Origin of the sequence: Bradyrhizobium hereditatis, assembly GCF_020329435.1 — a bacterium.
Classification (GTDB): Bacteria; Pseudomonadota; Alphaproteobacteria; order Rhizobiales; family Xanthobacteraceae; genus Bradyrhizobium; species Bradyrhizobium hereditatis.
In genome coordinates this window covers 307051-325076 of record NZ_JAGKJK010000004.1, presented here as the reverse complement: position 1 = coordinate 325076, position 18026 = coordinate 307051, and the positions used below count along the sequence as shown (strand labels likewise).

The window sequence follows — 18026 nt, the reverse complement described above, 5'->3', positions numbered from 1 at the left end:
GATGCCCGGGGCAGGCGGGCATGACGACGGGGCAAGTGAACTCTCCGATCACCCCTTCAAAAATTCACCCGCCTTGTAGAGCGAACGAAACTCGAGTCCGGCCGCGGCAAACGCTTCGCTCGCACCTTCCTCGCGGTCGACCATGGTGAGCACCAGCGCGATCTCGCCGCCGGCATCGCGCACGGCCTCGACGGCCTTCAGTGCAGAGCCGCCGGTCGTGGTGACGTCCTCGACGATCACGATGCGCTTACCCTGCAGGGTTTCGCCCTTGGCCAGGCCCTCCACCGCGAGGCGCGCGCCATGCTCCTTCGGCTTCTTGCGCACGAAGAACGCAGCGATCGGATGCCCCTTGATCCAGGAGAGCTGCGCGATCGCACCCGCCAGCGGCACTGCGCCCATCTCCAGCCCGCCGATGAAATCGAGCTTGTCGTCCTTCAGCGCCTCATAGGTCAGTTCCGCCAGCAGTGCAGCGCCCTCAGGGTCGAGCATTGTCGGCTTGAGGTTGAAGTAGAAGTCGCTCTTGCGGCCCGAGGCCAGCGTAATCTCGCCGCGGCCGAACGAGCGCTTGCGGATGATCTCGGCGAGACGGGCGCGGGAGGCTGATTTGGACAAGGCGGTTTTCCTCGGGCGTTTCAGGCGGCGCGCAATCTATCGATATGGCTGCGCACATTCCAGCGCCGATCCAGCGCCGTCAACAGGGCACGGTATCATCAGCGAAAGCGGATGAGCCAGTATTCCGCGGCGGCGGTTGTAACCCCCTCAAGTTCCGGGGTACTGGATACCCACTTGTCGCCTTCGCTAGAGCTCCGGCGGACCGATTATCGCTAACCCCGGCGGAGCCTTGGCGGAGACGGGTCGCGGGGTATGACAAAATGACGATCGAACTGCACACCTGGAACACGCCGAATGGCCGCAAAATCTCCGTTGCGCTGGAGGAAATGGGGCTGCCCTACAAGGTGATCCCGGTGAACATCACCAAGGGCGAGCAGATGGCGCCCGCTTTTCTCAAGCTCAGCCCGAACAACAAGATCCCCGCGATCGTCGATCCCGACGGCCCCGGCGGCAAGCCGGTCAGCATCTTCGAATCCGGTGCGATCCTGCTCTATCTCGGCGAAAAAACCGGCAAGTTTCTCCCTAAGTCGCTTGCCGAACGTATTCCCGTCTACGAATGGCTGATGTGGCAGATGGGCGGGTTTGGCCCGATGCCAGGCCAGGTGCACCATTTCATCGCGCTCGAGAATGAAACCGATCGCGCCTATGGCCTGAAGCGCTTCATGGCCGAGACACGGCGGCTCTACGGCGTGCTGGATCGCCGTCTGGAGGGACGCGAATTCGTCGCCGGCGACCTGTCTGTCGCCGACTTCGCCATCCTCGGCTGGGCCTGGCGCCATCCGCGCCACAAGGTGGAGCTGAAGGATTTCCCCAACGTCGAGCGCTGGTACAACACGCTGATGGCCCGCCCGGCGACCAAGCGCGGCATGGAAGCGAAGCTGGATTAGCTTCTCTCTCCGGCCCAATCCTGTCGTCGCCCGGCTTGACCGGGCGACCCAGTATCCCAGAGCACCTAGTTTGATGCGCCGCTCGGGCTACATTGACCACTTCGCTTCATCGGAAACGCCCCGGCGTACTGGATCGCCCGGTCAAGCCGGGCGACGGTCTGGGGCTACGCCCGCTTCGCCTCGAAAGCCATTTTCACCGCAAGGCCCGCCAGCACGGTGCCCATCAGCCAGCGCTGTACGAGCAACCAGGTCGGCCGCGTGCCGAGAAACATCGCGATCGATCCAGCGGCAAGCGCGATCATCGCATTCACGCTGACACTGATCACGATCTGGATTGCGCCGAGCGCCAGCGACTGCGTCAGGACACTGCCGACGGTGGGGTCGATGAACTGCGGCAGCAGCGCCAGATACAGCATTGCGATCTTCGGATTGAGCAGGTTGGTGACGAAGCCCATCGCGAATAGTTTGCGCGGGCCATCGACTTGCAGCTTCTTCACCTGAAACGGCGAGCGCCCGTTGGGCTTCAGCGCCTGCCATGCCAGCCACAGCAAATAGGCGGCCCCTGCAAACCGCAGCGCGTCATAAGCGTAGGGCACCGCGAACAGCAGGGCGGTGATACCGAACGCCGCGCATAGCATGTAGAATACGAAGCCGAGCGCGACGCCGCCGAGCGACACGATCCCCGCCGCCGGCCCTTGCGTGATCGAGCGCGAGATCAGGTAGATCATGTTCGGCCCCGGCGTCAGCACCATACCGAGCGAGACCAGGGCGAAACCGAGCAGTGTGGGAAGGTGGGGCATGGGTGACTCGCAGGAGGATGCACAGGTTTTCTAGCGTGCGTCGGCCCGCGATGTCATTTCGCAAATTGATCCGAGGACATTTCTGTAGGTATTAGAGCGCACACGCGTCTGTCATCGCCCGGCTTGACCGGGCGACCAGTACGCCGCGGCTCTTCCTATGGAGTGCGATGGTCAACTCGGCTACCGATTGAGGTTCACACGTCGTGCTCTGGAATACTGGATCGCCCGGTCAGGCCGGGCGATGACAGCGTGCTAATGTGCCTCTTCCCAATTGTCAGCCGCACGCGCGTCGACATGCAGCGGCACCGATAGCGCAACCGCCGGGAAGGGCGCGTCCTGCATGACGTGCTGCACCACCGGCAAGGTCGCCGCGACCTCATCGTCCGGTACCTCGAAGATCAGTTCGTCGTGCACCTGCAGCAGCATCTGCGCCGATAGTTTCTTCTCCGCCAGCGCGTCCTCCATGCGGACCATGGCGCGGCGGATAATGTCGGCGGCGGTGCCCTGCAGCCGCGCATTGATGGCGGCGCGCTCGTTGAAAGAGCGGATCGAGGCGTTGGAGGCCTTGATGTCGGGGTAGTGGCACTTCCGGCCGAATAGCGTCGTGACATAGCCGTTGGTGCGGCAGAAGTCGCGCGTCTCGTCCATATAGGCGCGGATGCCGGGGAAACGCTCGAAGTACTTCTTGATGTAGGCGGAGGCTTCCTCGCGGGCGATGCCGAGCTGGTTGGCGAGGCCAAAGGCCGAGATGCCGTAGATGATGCCGAAATTGATTGCCTTCGCTCGGCGGCGCACCTCGCCCGGCATATCCTTGATCGGCACGCCGAACATTTCGGAGGCGGTCATGGCATGAATGTCGAGGCCATCGCGGAATGCCTGCTTCAGCACCGGAATATCAGCGATCTCGGCCAGCAGCCGCAACTCAATCTGAGAATAATCCGCCGACACAAGTTTGTGGCCGGGCGTCGCGACGAAGGCGCTCCGGATCTTGCGGCCGTCCTCGGTACGCACGGGAATGTTCTGCAGGTTGGGCTCGTTCGACGAGAGCCGCCCCGTGGTGGTCGCGGCCAGCGCGTAAGTGGTGTGCACGCGGTGGGTCTGCGGATGCACGTAAGTCGGCAGCGCGTCGGTATAGGTCGATTTCAGCTTCGAGACCTGCCGCCATTCCAGGATCTTCTTTGGGAATTCATGGCCCTGCTCGGCGAGGTCGTCGAGGATTTGCGCGGAGGTCGACCACGCTCCGGTCTTGGTCTTGGTGCCGCCGGGCAATCCCATTTTTCCGAAAATGATGTCGCCGATTTGCTTGGGACTGCCGACATTGATCGGTTCGCCCGCGATCTCCTGAAGTTCAGCCTCGACGCGTGCCGCGGTCTGGGCGAAATCGCCCGATAGCCGCGACAACACCTGCCGGTCGATCGAAATGCCGCGCCGCTCCATCCGCGCCAGCACGCTGACCAGCGGCCGCTCTAGCGTCTCATAAACCGTGGTCATATGCTCCGCGGCGAGGCGCGGCTTGAGCACGCGATGCAGCCGCAGGATCACGTCGGCTCTTTCGGCTGAATAAGCAGATGCCTTGTCGATCGCGACCTGGTCGAAGGTCAGCTTGTTCTTGCCATTGCCGATGAGCTCGCTTTCGCCAATCACGGCATGGCCGAACCAGCGTTCGGCCAGCGAGGCCAGCGCATGCGAATTGCGCCCGGCGTCGAGCGCATACGACATCAACTGCGCATCGTCGATGTTGCACAGGGTGATGCCATGTTGCGCCAGCATCACCGCGTTGAACTTGATGTCGAATCCGATCTTGAGAATGCCTGATGATTCCAACAGCGGCTGCAGCGCAGCCAGCGCCTCGGCGGCCGTGATCTGGTCCGACGCGAGGCCGGCGTCGAACAGGCCTGCGCCACCGCCGGACTGTTTGTGGTTGAGGGGAATGTAGCAGGCATCGTTCGGCGCCAGTGCCAGCGCGATGCCGCAGATGTCCGCTCGCATCGGATTGTCGGAACTTGCCTTGGCGTCGATCGCGAACGTGCCGGCGTCATAGGCGCGCGCGACCCAGGCGTTGAGTTCGTCGAGCTTGCGGATGGCCTGGTACTTGGTCCGATCGAACGGCAGTTTTCGCGCTGTTTCCGCGCGAGCCGCAGCCAGCGAGACCGGCGTGCCCTTGTGGCTCGCCGCCTTGTCCTGCTTGTCGCCGCCGGTCTTGCCCGGTGCGGTGCCCGCTTTGCCTGCGGGCGGGCTATCGAACAGCGTCGCGCCTTCATAGCCCTCCGGCTTCTTGCCTGAGGGCGGCACCGCGAAGACGCTGGCGCCGCTCTTGTTGCCGGCATCTGGTTCGATATCGGCGGGGTCGATCTGCGAATATTCGGCGACGCGGCGGGTGAGGGTGGAGAACTCCATCGCCTTGAGGAAGGCGATCAGCTTGCGGGCATCCGGCTCGTGCACGGCGAGGTCGTCGAGCGGCACTTCGAGATCGACCTTGTCGTCGAGCAGCACCAGTTGCCGCGAGATCCGCGCCTTCTCTGCGTTCTCGATCAGGGCCTCGCGCCGTTTCGGCTGCTTGATCTCGCCGGCGCGGTTGAGCAGGCTTTCCAGGTCGCCATATTCGGCGATCAGTTGCGCTGCGGTCTTGACGCCGATGCCGGGCACGCCCGGCACATTGTCGGTGGAGTCGCCGGCCAGCGCCTGCACGTCGACCACCTTTTCCGGCGGCACGCCGAATTTCTCGATCACCTCGGCGATCCCGAGGCGCCGGTCTTTCATGGTATCGTACATGGTGACGCAGTCGGTCACGAGCTGCATCAGATCCTTGTCCGAGGACACGATGGTGGCGGTAGCTCCGCGCTCGCAGGCAATGCGGACATAGGTCGCGATCAGATCGTCGGCCTCGTAGCCGACCTGCTCCAGGCAGGGCAGATCGAACGCGCGCACGGCTTCGCGGATGAGAGCGAATTGCGGGATCAGATCGTCAGGCGCTGGGGGCCGGTGCGCCTTGTAGTCGGGATAGAGCTTGTTGCGGAACGTGATTTCCGACTTGTCGAATACGATGGCCAAATGCGTCGGCCGGTTATCCTCCGGCATTTCGCGGAGCAGCTTCCACAGCATGTTGCAGAAACCGAGCACCGCATTGACCTGCAGTCCATCGGACTTGCGGTTCAAGGGCGGCAGGGCGTGATAGGCGCGGAAAATATACGAGGACCCGTCGACCAGAAACACGTGGTCGCCCTTGCCCGGTTGTTTGGCGGCGGCCTTGGCTGGAACTTTGGTGGGTGCGGGCTTGGCGGCGGTTTTGGGGGCTGTTTTCGGCATGGCCGAAATTTAGGGATTTTTGCGCGGATTGACAGCCTTGGGAGGCCAGTCGGCCACAGATTCTCTATCATGGCCGGGCTTGACCCGGCCATCCATCTTCTTTTGAAGAAAGGGATGGATGCCCGGATCAAGTCCGGGCATGACGGCTTTGCCTCAATCGAGAATCTACTCCGCCGGCTGCAACACGGGCGCGGCCTTCTTCGGCGCGATCCAGAAGGCGTCGGGGCGCTCGAACAGGAAGTCGGCGCGCAGCGCGAGAGCCAGGCGCCAGATCACGACCGCGCCGGCGACACCCGCAACCGTCACGATGAGGGACATCAGGCCGATATCGGCGATGACGCCGGTTTTCAGAAGCAGCGTCCGCGTCACCGCCATCGGCAGGAAGAACGCGAGATAGATGACGATCGAATGCTCGCCGCAATAGCGCAGGAAGTTCAGCCACTGCATCCGCGCCAGTAGCGTGCCCATCACGATGATGGCGCCGGCCCCGGCGAAGCCGAGCACCAGCGAGATGAGCGGCCAATCGCCGTAGTCTGCCTTCACGACGGCGCCATTGATGAGCGCCCATAGCGCCAATCCGATCAGCGCCAGCACGGGCTTCTCACGCGAACGATCCGACAGCGCGAACACGTAGGAAGCAAACAGATAGCCGGAATAGAAGTAGACGAAGCGCGCGCAGAATTCGTCGACCACCGTCCAGCCGGTCGCGACATGCGCCATCTCCAGCGCTGCGGCGGTGAGCCAGATCGCAAGCGAAGGAATGCCGCGTGACAATTTTGTGACGACAAAGAAAATCGGCAGCAGGTAAATGAACCATAGTGTGCCGAACGGCTCGACCAAGGATTCCAGATACAGGAAACCGACATGGCGCCAGCCATGTTCGGCGGCGAAGCCAGGTGCCTTGAAGCCGAACTGGATTGTCATCCACAAGACGTAAAAATATGCGAAGTGCACGACCTTGCGGTCGAGATAGGTGCGCCAGTCGCGGTCGATCACGACGCTGAGGAAAAGCCCCGAAATCAGGAAGAAATCCGGCATCCGGAACGGCTGCGCGAACATGACGAACGCATGCATGAAACCGGTGTCGCCGGCCGCCTTTTCCACACCCAGCACCGAGTGCATCATCACCACCATGACGATGCAGATGCCCTTGGCGTAGTCCACCCAGTCGATGCGGGCGGAACGTTCAGCTGCGGCGGATGTACCGTTTGAGGTCATCGGTGTCCCTTTTCGGCGCGACGTGGCCGCATCTTCGGCCCGAACCGTTGCTTTCTCCTTTATCCATACAAATCACATGCCGAGATCCCCGCGCTTTTTCCGGTTTCCCCTTTGCTGAAAAATGCTCTAAGACGCCTGAAAATTCGGGATTGGCGTTAACCATTCAACACGGGTTGTTTTCATGCGAATCGCCATGATTGGCACGGGCTATGTGGGGCTGGTATCCGGCGCCTGCTTTGCCGATTTCGGCCACTACGTCACCTGCGTGGACAAGGATGCCGGTAAGATCGAAGCCCTGCGCCGCGGCGAGATCCCGATCTTCGAACCTGGCCTCGACGCGCTGGTGGCGTCCAACGTCAAGGCAAAGCGGCTGGATTTCACCACCGATTTGACCGCGCCGGTCGGCGAAGCCGACGCCGTGTTCATTGCGGTCGGCACGCCCTCGCGGCGCGGCGACGGCCACGCCGACCTCACTTACGTCTATAGCGCGGCGCGCGAGATCGCGGCGGCGCTGTCGGGCTTCACGGTGGTGGTGACGAAATCGACCGTGCCGGTCGGCACCGGCGACGAGGTCGAGCGGCTGATCCGCGAGGCCAATCCCTCGGCCGACGTGGTGGTCGCCTCCAATCCGGAATTCTTGCGCGAGGGCGCGGCGATCCGCGACTTCAAATTCCCCGATCGCATCGTGGTCGGCACTTCGGACGAGCGCGGGCGCAAGGTGCTCGGCGACATCTACCGGCCGCTGTCGCTCAATCAGGCGCCGCTGATGTACACGGCGCGACGCACCGCGGAACTGATCAAATACGCCGCGAACGCCTTCCTCGCCACCAAGATCACCTTCATCAACGAGATCGCCGATCTCTCCGAGAAAGTCGGCGCCGACGTGCAGGAAGTGGCGCGCGGCATCGGTCTCGACAACCGCATCGGCACCAAGTTCCTGCATGCCGGCCCGGGCTTCGGCGGTTCCTGCTTTCCAAAGGACACCCGCGCGCTGATCAAGATCGCGCAGGACCATGATGTGCAGCTCCGCATCGTGGAGGCCGTCCTCGGCGTCAACGACAATCGCAAGCGTGCGATGGCGCGCAAGGTCGTGAACCTTGCCGGCGGGTCGCTGCGCGGCAAGACCGTCGCCGTGCTCGGCCTCACCTTCAAGCCGGACACCGACGACATGCGCGAAGCGCCGTCGATTCCGCTGGTGACGGGCCTGCTCGACATGGGCGCCAAGGTGCGCGCGCACGACCCAGTCGGCATCGAGCAGGCGCGCAAGGAATTGCCAGATATCGAATACTGCGAAGACCCCTATGAGTGCGTGAAGGGGGCAGACGCCATGGTGATCGTTACCGAATGGGTGCAATACCGTGCGCTTGATCTGGACCGGATCAAGGGCGCCATGGCACAGCCTGTCATCGTGGACCTGCGCAACATCTACCGCGCCGATGACATGGCGGCCCATGGCTTCATCTATGACGGCGTTGGGCGGGCGGCTGGGCCTCGGAAGTAGCCGCAACCACAGTTGTCATACCCCGCGCAGGCGGGGTATCCAGTACTCGCGCTCTTCGTAATCAGTAACGCCTGCGTTTACTGGATCACCCGGTTGTCGCCTCCGCTAAAGCTCCGGCGGGACCTATTTTCCCAAAACCACGGCGAAGCCTTGGCGGAGACGGGTCGCGGGTGATGACGGATTAGAGATATTGCCTCTTACTTTCGACACGCCCCTTCCGATCGACGCGGTGCTCGATGAGCTCGACCGCACGCTCGCGGCTCATAACACCGCGGTGCTGGTGGCTCCTCCCGGCGCCGGCAAGACCACGCGGGTGCCGCTGGCGCTGCTCGATGCGACCTGGCTGAAGGACAGGAAGATCATCGTGCTGGAGCCGCGGCGGATCGCGGCGCGGGCCAGCGCGGAGCGCATGGCGCGGACACTTGGCGAGCGTGCAGGGGAGACTGTCGGCTATCGCGTCCGTTTCGGCTCGAAGGTTTCGCGCGCGACGCGGGTCGAGGTGGTCACTGAGGGAATCTTCTCGCGGCAGATTCTCGACGATCCCGAATTGTCAGGCGTCGCCGCCGTGTTGTTCGACGAGTTTCACGAGCGCTCGCTGGATGCCGATCTAGGACTTGCGCTGGCGCGCGATGCGCAGACCGGCCTGCGCGAGGATCTGCGCATCCTCGTGATGTCCGCAACGCTTGATGGCGCACGCGTCGGCAAGCTGCTGGGCGACGCGCCTGTCGTTGCCAGCGAAGGCCGCGCCTTTCCGGTGGAGACGCGCTATCTCGGCCGCAAGGCGGATGCGCCGATCGAGCGGCAGATGGCGGACGCGATCGCAACTGCGCTCCGCGCCGATCCCGGCTCGGTGCTGGCATTTCTGCCAGGCGCCGCCGAAATCCGTCGCACGCAGAATTTCCTCAGCGAGCGGGTGCATGATCCGGCCGTCGAGATCGTGCCGCTGTTCGGCGCGCTCGATGCCGCCGTGCAGGACCGCGCCATTGCGCCGGCGCCGAAGGGCCAGCGCAAGGTCGTGCTGGCGACCTCGATCGCCGAGACCTCGCTGACCATCGAGGGCGTGCGCATTGTTGTCGATTCTGGCCTGGCGCGCGTGCCGCGCTACGAGCCCGATATCGGCCTGACGCGGCTCGAGACCGTGCGGGCCTCGCGCGCCGCCGTCGATCAGCGCCGCGGCCGCGCCGGCCGCACCGAGCCCGGCGTGTGTTACCGGCTGTGGGACGAGCCGCAGACCGCGTCGCTTGCCGCCTATACCCAGCCGGAAATTCTGTCGGCCGACCTCTCCTCGCTGGTGCTCGATCTCGCGCAATGGGGCGTGCGCGATCCCGCGACGCTGGCGTTTCTCGATCCTCCGCCTGCGCCTGCGCTGAAGGAAGCCACCAGCCTGCTCCGCGAACTCGGCGCGCTCGAGTCGGATGGCCGCATCACCGCGGAAGGCCACAGCCTGCGTGCGCTGGCGCTGCCGCCACGGCTGGCGCGCATGATCGTGGACTCGCATCGGCTGGGAGCGGGCGAGGAAGCGGCCGAAATCGCTGCTATCCTGACCGAGCGCGGCCTCGGCGGCGACAGCGTCGATCTCGACCACAGGTTAGAGCAGTTCCGCCGCGACCGCTCGCCGCGCGCTGCCAGCGCTCGCAGCCTCGCGCAGCGCTGGGCACAGCAGGTGGCGGCCGAGGAACGAGCTCTCTCGACTCCCTCCCCCCTTGCGGGGGAGGGCCGGGGAGAGGGGGCCACACGGGCAGTCCCTAACGCAGAACTTTCCACCGGCGTCATGCTTGCGCTTGCCTTCCCGGACCGCGTCGCGCGCAACCGTGGCAATGGCAGTTTCGTGCTGGCGAATGGCCGTGGCGCTGCTGTTGAGCAAACCTCCTCGCTGGCGCGTGCGCCTTACATCGCGGTCGGCGAACTCACCGGTACCGCCGCGCAGGGACGCATCCTACTTGCTGCACCGATCGCACAGGCCGATATCGAAACGCGCTTCGCCGATCAGATCGAGGACACCGAAGAGGTTTCGTTCGATCGCGGCGCGATGGCGCTGCGTGCACGCCGCAAGCGGACGCTGCACGCGATCACGTTGTCGGAAGCTCCGGTCGCGCTGTCGCCGTCGGCAGAGACCGCGCGCATTTTCGCTGCCGGTTTGGTTGCCGCCGGGCTCGACAAGCTGCCGTGGTCAAAAGCGCTGAAGCAGTGGCGCGACCGCGTGATGTTCCTGCGCAAGGCAGAAGGCGATAGCTGGCCCGATCTGTCCGATGCGGCACTCGCCACTGAGGCCGAGAACTGGCTGGTGCCTGCGCTGTACGACAAGACCTCCTTGAAGGAGCTTTCCGCTGGCGATCTTTCTGACGCGCTGATGGCGCGGTTGCCGTGGGAATTGCGCGCGCGGCTGGAGCGCGAGGCGCCGACGCATTTCGAGGCGCCGACCGGCACCATGCTGGCGATCGACTACGGGGCCGAGCAGGGCCCGACTATTGCCGTGCGCCTGCAGGAGCTGTTCGGGCTCAACACCCATCCCTCGATCGCCAAGGGCGCGGTGCCGCTAGTGCTGGAATTGCTGTCGCCGGCGCAGCGTCCGGTGCAGGTAACGCGCGACCTGCCGGGCTTCTGGCGCGGCAGCTATGCGGCCGTGCGATCCGACCTGCGCGGCCGCTATCCCCGCCATCCCTGGCCGGAAGACCCCGCCAATGCGCTGCCAACGCGCCGGGTCAAGCCGCGAGGGACGTGAGCTCCCTCTCTTGCCCTTTCGCGGGAAAGGTTGAATGAACCTCTGTTAACACTTCACTCATCCTTTTCGCGAAAATGGTAGCCTCGGCCGTCGCCGTTAAGTCGCCGGTTGGTATGCGGCGTGGTGATATCGGCGGTCTGGCAATCGAGTGTGGCGTAATGCGTAACCTGATGATCCTTGCCGCCATTCTGGTCGGCCTCGGAACCTACATGGCGCAGATGGCGGCCAAGATGTCGCCAGCCCCGGCATCCGCCAAAGCATCCCCGAAAACGGCTCCCGCTCCGACGGTCGCGCAGGCCTCCAGCCGCAGCCTCGACATTCCCCGCGATGCACGCGGCCATTTCCAGACCGACGGGCGCATCGATGGTCAGCGCATCAACTTCCTGGTCGACACCGGCGCCTCGCTGGTGGCGCTCAACGAAAAGTCCGCAGCACGTTTTGGCCTGCGTCCCTCGCGAAGCGACTACAATGCCATGGTCACCACCGCCAACGGCACTATCAAAGCGGCACGGACGCGGCTTGCGATGATCGAGCTCGGCGGCCTCGTGGTGCGCGACGTCGACGCGCTGGTGCTGCCTGATGAGGCATTGTCGGAGAATTTGCTCGGCTTGTCGTTCCTGTCGAAGCTGAAGCGCTTTGAATACGCCAACGGCAAGATGGTGCTGGAACAGTAGGGCTTCCCGCCCGGTTCGTTGCCTCTCCCGGTTAGCCTAACGGCATGCTATAGCTTTCATATGAACAGTACCGAAGCCTTGGAGACCCTGCGACGCTCCGAACACGCCCTGCGCGAGCGCGGCGTGAAGCATGCTGCCTTGTTCGGGTCAGTGGCACGCGGCGAAAATCGTTCCGACAGCGATATCGATATCATGATTGAATTCGATCCGGAGGCTCGTATTACGGTCTTCGACTACGTGGATATCAAGGAATACATCGCGCAGCTTTTTGACGGGCCCGTGGACGTTGTGAACCGCGAAGGGCTCAAACCTTATTTACGACCGGCGGCAATGGCCGACGCGATCTATGCCTTCTGACCCTACGAACCGCGCGCTCCGCGATATCCTCCATCACATCGATTTGGCGGAGAACTTCGTCGAAGGTCTGGACCGCGAAACATTTAAGGCGGATATGCGGGCTTTCTATGCAGTTACTCGTTGCCTGGAGATCATATCTGAAGCTTCGCGGCGCCTACCAAATGAGCTAAAGGCGCGCCACTCAGCAATTTCTTGGAAGCAAATGGCAGACGCCGGAAACGTCTATCGTCACGACTACGAGGATGTTGCGGCCCAATTGGTTTGGGAAACCGTGCAGCAATCCTTGCCGCCGTTGAAGGTTGTCATCGAAGAGGAAATTCGACGATTGGGCGCCTAAGTTTGACTGCCCCGTTTGCCGCGACCGCCAAATTCGCCGCAATTGACCGTCACAAGGCGGCCGCTCGCCTTTCGCCCGGCCCGCCTATTCGCTATGGCTGCGGTGTTCCCTTCTGTTTTTCCTCGACAAGGCCGATCCATGTTTCCAAAGCCCAAATCCATGCTGGTTCCGAATACCTATGACTTCGAATCCGGGCCGATGGTGAAGGCAACCGGCTTTCGGGAGTACGACGCGCGCTGGCTGTTCGAGAAGGAAATCAACCTGATGGGCGTCCAGGCGCTGGGCATGGGGCTCGGCGCGCTGATTGCGGAACTCGGCGTCAAGCAGGAAATCGTGACCGGTCACGATTTCCGCGGCTATTCGGCGTCAATCAAATACGCGTTGATCTCCGGCCTGATGGCGGCGGGCTGCAGGGTGCACGACATCGGGCTGGCGGTGACGCCGATGGCGTATTTCGCGCAGTTCGATCTCGACGTGCCCTGCGTCGCGATGGTGACGGCCTCGCATAACGACAATGGCTGGACCGGCGTGAAGATGGGCGCCAACCGTCCGCTCACCTTCGGCCCCGATGAGATGACGCGGCTGAAGGAGATCGTGCTCAATGCCGAGTTCAAGAACAAGGCCGGCGGCTCCTATCAATTCCATGAGAACTTCCCGGCGCGCTACATCGCCGACCTCACTAGCCGCCCGAAGCTCAAGCGCAAGCTGAAGGTCGTGGCGGCCTGCGGCAACGGGACCGCGGGCGCGTTTGCGCCGCAGGTGCTGGAGGCGATCGGCTGCGAGGTAATCCCGCTCGATACCGAGCTCGATCACACCTTCCCGAAGTACAATCCAAACCCGGAAGACATGGAGATGCTGCACGCGATCCGCGATGCCGTGCTCAAGCACAAGGCCGATGTCGGTCTCGGCTTCGACGGCGATGGCGACCGCTGCGGCGTGGTCGACAATACTGGTGAAGAAATCTTCGCCGACAAGGTCGGCGTGATGCTGGCGCGCGATATGTCGGCGATCCACAAGGATGCGCAGTTTGTGGTCGACGTGAAGTCGACCGGCCTGTTCGTCACCGATCCCGTGCTGCAAAAGCAGGGCGCGAAGACCGTATACTGGAAGACCGGCCATTCCTATATGAAGCGTCACACGAACGAGATGGGCGCGCTGGCGGGCTTTGAAAAATCCGGCCACTTCTTCTTCAACAGGCCGTTCGGCCGCGGCTATGACGACGGCCTGGTCTCGGCGATCGCGATCTGCGAGATGCTCGACCGCGCGCCTGATAAGTCGATGGCGGACCTGAAGAACGCGATACCGAAAACCTGGTCGTCGCCGACGATGTCGCCGCATTGCGCCGACGAGGTGAAATACCGCGTCGCGGACGCCGTGGTGAAGCATTTCGAGGACAAGCAGAAGAAGGGCGAAAAGGTCGCAGGCCAGAACATCCGCGATCTCGTCACCGTGAACGGCGTGCGCGTCACCGTGGAAGATGGCAGCTGGGGCCTGGTGCGTGCCTCATCGAACAAGCCAGAGCTGGTGGTCGTGGTCGAGAGCCCGGTGTCTGAACAGCGCATGCGCGATATGTTCGAGGCGATGGATGGCGTGCTGCGCACGCATCCCGAAGTCGGCGAGTACAATCAGAAGATCTAGAGGACGGTTTCGTCTCGCCAACCGCAGCCACCTGCAACTTCATTTGTCGCCTGGAACGCTTTCGATCTAACTGCGTTACGGGGCCAACCGGCAAAGCTGCAAGGTTGGCTCATGGCTCTCTTAAAGATATCCGCAGTTGTCGTCGTTGCGATCGCCATGGCCTTGGCGCTCGCTCATGCGCTGGAGCTGCCCGGCAAATTGCGGTTGCAGAAGGAGCAATATCTGGCGGTCCAGGCGATCTATTATCCCGGCTTTACGATTGGCGGAGCCGCCGAGCCGATAGGTGTGATGCTGACGGCGTTGCTTGCGTTTTTGACGCCATCAGGGAGCCTGAGTTTCTGCCTGACACTTGGTGCCTGCCTCGCGCTGGTCTTGATGCAGGTCGTCTATTGGGTATTCATCCACCCTGTGAATAATTTCTGGCTGAGGGAGGTCAATCTGCAGGGCGCCGGTGCTGCTTTCTTCGGACTCGGCAGCAGCGGGGTCACGCGCTCAGGACAAGCAGATTGGACCTATCTTCGCGACCGCTGGGAATACTCTCATGTCGCGCGCGCAGGTCTGGCCGTGATCGCGTTAGGCTTGCTCGTGACTGCCCTCATTGATTGAGGGTTTACGTCTTCTACGCCGCGGGCACCGGCAGCGCCGTCACCGACTTGATCTTCTCCATCGCAAAGCGCGAGGTGACGTTCTTCAGCGGCACAGCGCTGATCAGCTTCTTGTAGAACACGTCATAGCTCGCCATATCGGCGACCACGACGCGCAGCATGTAGTCGACGTCGCCGGCCATGCGGTAGAACTCCATCACCTCGGGCATGGCGCTGACGGCGTCGGCGAACTTGCGCAGCCAGGCTTCCGAGTGGTCCGCGCTCTCGACCGAGACGAACACGGAGATGCCGAGCCCGATCTTGTTCTGGTCGACCAGCGCCACCCGGCGCAGGATCACGCCATCGGCCTCGAGCCGCTGGATCCGCTTCCAGCATGGCGTCGACGACAGCCCGACCCGGTCCCCGATTTCGGCGACCGAGAGGGAGGCATCTTCCTGGAGCACCGTCAGGATCTTGCGGTCGATGGCGTCCAGGCGGCGGTTGGCTTCAGGGAGCTGAACGGCTAGATCGGTCATGAGAAGAATGTTCCATAGAGGAGGTCATATCTCCTCATATATAGAAAATTCTTCTATATCAAGCCCCACTAGCGGGCGGCCGAAGTCTGGCCCGCAACCTGTCCGTGGCTCAAAAGCTCTTCAACTTCAGCACGTTGCGGGGCCGCGAAGGCGCCCCCGAAGCGGGTGCATTTCAGCGCCGCGGCGGCCGAGGCGAACCGGAGCGCCTGCCGTAACTCCTGCTTCTCGGTGATGGCTAGCGCGAAGGCGCCGTGGAACACGTCGCCGGCGCCGAGGGTATCCACCGTATGAACCGGGAAGGCCGGAGTCTCCTGGACCTCCCCCTTTTCGTCGAGCCAGATCGTGCCCCGCGGGCCGCGCGTTCCCGCCAGGAAGGACGGGGTTAGTTTGGCGATTTTCTTCAGCGCCTGGGCGTCATCGGTGACATCGGCGGTCTCCTGCAGCGGCTCGCTGGAGAACACCAGGTGCGTGGAGGCAGTGAGCAGGCCCTCGCGCAGCGACATCGCCCGATCGACGTCGACGATCACGGGAATGCCGCGGCGGACCGCTTCGGCGCAAAGCTCGGTGCAGAATTCCGCACAGCGGCTCTCGGTGAGAATGGCGGCGCAATCGTCCAGCAGGATGTCGAAGTCGGGCAATTTCACATGCCACAGCTTCGGATCGCGGAAGGTGACGATGGTGCGCTCGCCGGAAGGATCGATCATGACAGCCGAGATCGGCGTGACCAGCCCCGGCATGTGGATGAGATGTTTGGTCTCGATGCCCTCATGCGCCATCTGATCGAAGATGAAGCGGCTTGATGTTTCCTTGACATCGCCCATCGGCCCGCAGATCGAGGCGCGGCCACCGAGCCGAACGATGCCGATCGCGCCGTTGAGCGCGTTGCCCCCGCAGATTTCGCCGAAGGCGGTCGCGTTCTCCTTGGAACCACGCCCGGGAACGCCCGGCGTATGAAAAGTGAGATCGCGCACCGGCATGCCGATGCAGAGGATGCGCGGCGGCATTTTCGGCGCCTTGTCCTGAAAATTCATGCGTGGACCCGTCATGTCCGTTGAAGTCCCCAGTCAATCGAGCAAGCAGGCATCGGTTCCCCGCTATGCGCGGTTATTGCTGTCGCCATGCAGCCATTGGCCGATCAAATGATGCGCGATGGCGAAGGGGTGCGCGGCAAACAGGCCATCGGGGTGCTGACGCTTGTGCATGAGAGCAAGTTCGGCGCGATCGAACCAGCGCGCATCCTCGAGCTCGGTACGGTCGACGACGATATCCTCATTGATCGCGCGTGCCGTGCAGCCGATCATCAGCGACGACGGGTAGGGCCAGGGCTGCGTCATGTAGTAGTTCACGTCGGTGACGCGGATGCCGGATTCCTCGAAAATCTCGCGGCGTACGGCGTCCTCGATGGTCTCGGCGGCCTCGACGAAACCGGCAAGGCACGAATACATGCCAGGCATGAACTGCTTCTGGCGGCCGAGTAGCGCCTTTTCGCCCGAACTGACGAACATGATGACAACCGGATCGGTGCGCGGGAAATGCTCGGCCTTGCAACTCCCACATTCGCGCTTCCAGCCGCCTTCCTTCATTGAGGTGCGCGCGCCGCAATTGGCGCAGAATCCGTGGCGCTGATGCCAGGTCACCAGCGATTTCGCCATCGCTATAGCCGAGAGTTGATCGAGCGGCAGCACGCCTTGCATCGCCATGCCGCGCAATTCCGTTACCGCGACGTCGTTGCGGCCGATCAGTTTCTCTGCCGCGGCGGGCGAAATGCCCATGCCGAAGATCGGCGCGCCGTCGCGCAGCCCCAGGAAGATCGTCCCGGGATTGGCGCCGTAGTCCAGCGCTTCCTTGATCGATAGCAAGGCGCGGGGGCCGCTCTCCTCCTGTTTCATGACCAGCGAGTCGCGGTAGACCACATAGGCCCGCGCATTGCTCTGGCCTTCCAGCGCAAACAACTTCTCGTCATTGGTGCGCAGATGCGCGGCGCGGTCGAGGACGTGGGTAACAAAGGCCGGCTTACCTAATGGATATCTGTCGAATGCGGACATTTTCTTTCTTCTCAACCCAACCAGATCTTGCGGCGAAGCGCGTTGATGAAAATCTGAACTTCCTCGGCGTCGTGCGCCAGCGGCGGCAATACCCCCCAAACCGGGCGCGGCCATGCCGCATCGCTAGCGCGTCGCGCGATGACATGGACATGCAACTGCGGCACCAGATTGCCGAGCGCCGCGACATTGAGCTTGTCGCATTTGGTGATCTCTTTTAGCGCCCGCGAGACCCGGGCGATTTCGGCCATCAGTTGCGCCTGCTCGACCTCGCCGAGATCGATGATTTCCACCGCACCCTCCCGCCGGGGCACCAGCAATAGCCAGGGGTAATGCGCGTCCTTGATGACCAGCACCTTGCACAGTGGCAGGTCGCCAATATCGATCGTGTCTTTTTTGAGCTGGGAGTGCAGCGACCAAGCGTCAGAGGGCATATGAGTTCTCTATCCTGAATAGGCTTGCAGAGAGTAGCCCGGCAAACAACACCCCGTCATGCCCAGGCAGAGGTGCGAAGCGCGCTTTCGCGCCAAATGAGAACGAGCTGGGCATCCAGGCTTTGCTTGCGGCTGAAGAAGCAAAACGTGGATGGCCGCCGGGTCAAGCCCGGCCATGACGAAACGGAGATGGTTCCTGCGCATGTAACCACCCGATCCCGCTTGCTTTCCGGCCCTTTTGGCCCCAAATAGGGACCGGGAGATTGGCGGTGGACGAGCCACTCGCCAACCGGGTCAGGTCCGGAAGGAAGCAGCCCTAACGAGGTCCGGATCGGGTCGCTCGTCAGTCTCCTACCTGTTTTTTGAGCGAATCGCGCA

The 18026-nt window shown here is 62.9% G+C and carries 16 protein-coding genes and 1 other RNA gene; 9 read left to right on the top strand and 8 right to left on the bottom strand.

The window, feature by feature from the left end; genetic code table 11:
• Positions 1-48 precede the first annotated feature (48 nt).
• Positions 49-612 (bottom strand): orotate phosphoribosyltransferase, encoded by a 564-nt coding sequence (gene pyrE, locus J6524_RS11800; RefSeq protein ID WP_225670627.1) that lies wholly within the window; start codon positions 610-612, stop codon positions 49-51.
• 260 nt (positions 613-872) lie between these two features.
• Between pyrE and J6524_RS11795 the strand changes: the two genes are divergently transcribed.
• Positions 873-1499, top strand: a complete 627-nt coding sequence (locus J6524_RS11795; RefSeq protein ID WP_225670625.1) for a glutathione S-transferase family protein — start codon at positions 873-875, stop codon at positions 1497-1499.
• Between the two features lie 164 nt (positions 1500-1663).
• Here J6524_RS11795 and J6524_RS11790 read toward each other — a convergent pair whose 3' ends face one another.
• From J6524_RS11790 to J6524_RS11780, 3 genes are all read right to left on the bottom strand, one after another.
• On the bottom strand, positions 1664-2299 hold the full coding sequence (locus J6524_RS11790) for a LysE family translocator (RefSeq protein WP_225670622.1): 636 nt from the start codon (positions 2297-2299) through the stop codon (positions 1664-1666).
• Between the two features lie 252 nt (positions 2300-2551).
• Positions 2552-5605: a DNA polymerase I gene (polA, locus tag J6524_RS11785; RefSeq protein ID WP_225670620.1), complete on the bottom strand. Its 3054-nt coding sequence runs from the start codon at positions 5603-5605 to the stop codon at positions 2552-2554.
• Between the two features lie 165 nt (positions 5606-5770).
• Positions 5771-6823 carry an acyltransferase family protein gene (locus J6524_RS11780; protein WP_225670618.1) on the bottom strand — a complete coding sequence of 351 codons (1053 nt, stop codon included), beginning with the start codon at positions 6821-6823 and terminating at the stop codon, positions 5771-5773.
• A gap of 181 nt (positions 6824-7004) precedes the next feature.
• On the opposite strand from J6524_RS11780, the gene J6524_RS11775 reads away from it, so the two are divergent.
• The 7 genes from J6524_RS11775 to J6524_RS11745 all read left to right on the top strand — a co-directional run bounded on the left by J6524_RS11775 (position 7005) and on the right by J6524_RS11745 (position 14658).
• Entirely contained in the window at positions 7005-8324 is a 1320-nt protein-coding gene (locus J6524_RS11775) for a UDP-glucose dehydrogenase family protein (protein WP_225670616.1), read from the top strand.
• Between the two features lie 190 nt (positions 8325-8514).
• A complete protein-coding gene (hrpB, locus tag J6524_RS11770; protein ID WP_225670614.1) occupies positions 8515-11046 on the top strand; it encodes an ATP-dependent helicase HrpB in 2532 nt (843 codons plus the stop codon).
• Between the two features lie 170 nt (positions 11047-11216).
• Positions 11217-11720 (top strand): TIGR02281 family clan AA aspartic protease, encoded by a 504-nt coding sequence (locus J6524_RS11765; protein ID WP_225670915.1) that lies wholly within the window; start codon positions 11217-11219, stop codon positions 11718-11720.
• Positions 11721-11780: 60 nt separating this feature from the next.
• Positions 11781-12077, top strand: coding sequence for a nucleotidyltransferase family protein (locus J6524_RS11760; protein ID WP_225670612.1), 297 nt, complete (start codon positions 11781-11783; stop codon positions 12075-12077).
• Positions 12067-12414 (top strand): HepT-like ribonuclease domain-containing protein, encoded by a 348-nt coding sequence (locus J6524_RS11755; RefSeq protein ID WP_225670610.1) that lies wholly within the window; start codon positions 12067-12069, stop codon positions 12412-12414. Before J6524_RS11760 ends, J6524_RS11755 begins: the two co-directional genes overlap by 11 nt.
• A gap of 138 nt (positions 12415-12552) precedes the next feature.
• The gene (locus J6524_RS11750; protein WP_225670608.1) at positions 12553-14052 is read left to right on the top strand and encodes a phosphomannomutase/phosphoglucomutase; all 1500 of its coding nucleotides are present in this window, start codon (positions 12553-12555) and stop codon (positions 14050-14052) included.
• Positions 14053-14163: 111 nt separating this feature from the next.
• Positions 14164-14658 (top strand): anthrone oxygenase family protein, encoded by a 495-nt coding sequence (locus J6524_RS11745; protein WP_225670606.1) that lies wholly within the window; start codon positions 14164-14166, stop codon positions 14656-14658.
• Between the two features lie 13 nt (positions 14659-14671).
• On the opposite strand, the gene J6524_RS11740 is transcribed toward J6524_RS11745, so the two are convergent.
• The 4 genes from J6524_RS11740 to J6524_RS11725 all read right to left on the bottom strand — a co-directional run bounded on the left by J6524_RS11740 (position 14672) and on the right by J6524_RS11725 (position 17648).
• Complete coding sequence (locus J6524_RS11740) at positions 14672-15172, bottom strand: Lrp/AsnC family transcriptional regulator (protein ID WP_225670604.1); 501 nt, start codon at positions 15170-15172, stop codon at positions 14672-14674.
• Between the two features lie 68 nt (positions 15173-15240).
• Positions 15241-16203 (bottom strand): sugar kinase, encoded by a 963-nt coding sequence (locus tag J6524_RS11735; RefSeq protein WP_225670913.1) that lies wholly within the window; start codon positions 16201-16203, stop codon positions 15241-15243.
• 63 nt (positions 16204-16266) lie between these two features.
• Positions 16267-17217: an NAD(+) diphosphatase gene (gene nudC, locus J6524_RS11730; RefSeq protein ID WP_225670603.1), complete on the bottom strand. Its 951-nt coding sequence runs from the start codon at positions 17215-17217 to the stop codon at positions 16267-16269.
• Positions 17218-17228: 11 nt separating this feature from the next.
• Entirely contained in the window at positions 17229-17648 is a 420-nt protein-coding gene (locus J6524_RS11725; protein WP_225670602.1) for an HIT domain-containing protein, read from the bottom strand.
• 258 nt (positions 17649-17906) lie between these two features.
• Here J6524_RS11725 and ffs point away from each other — a divergent pair.
• Positions 17907-18003: signal recognition particle sRNA small type (ffs, locus tag J6524_RS11720), an RNA gene on the top strand.
• The last annotated feature ends 23 nt before the right edge of the window (positions 18004-18026 follow it).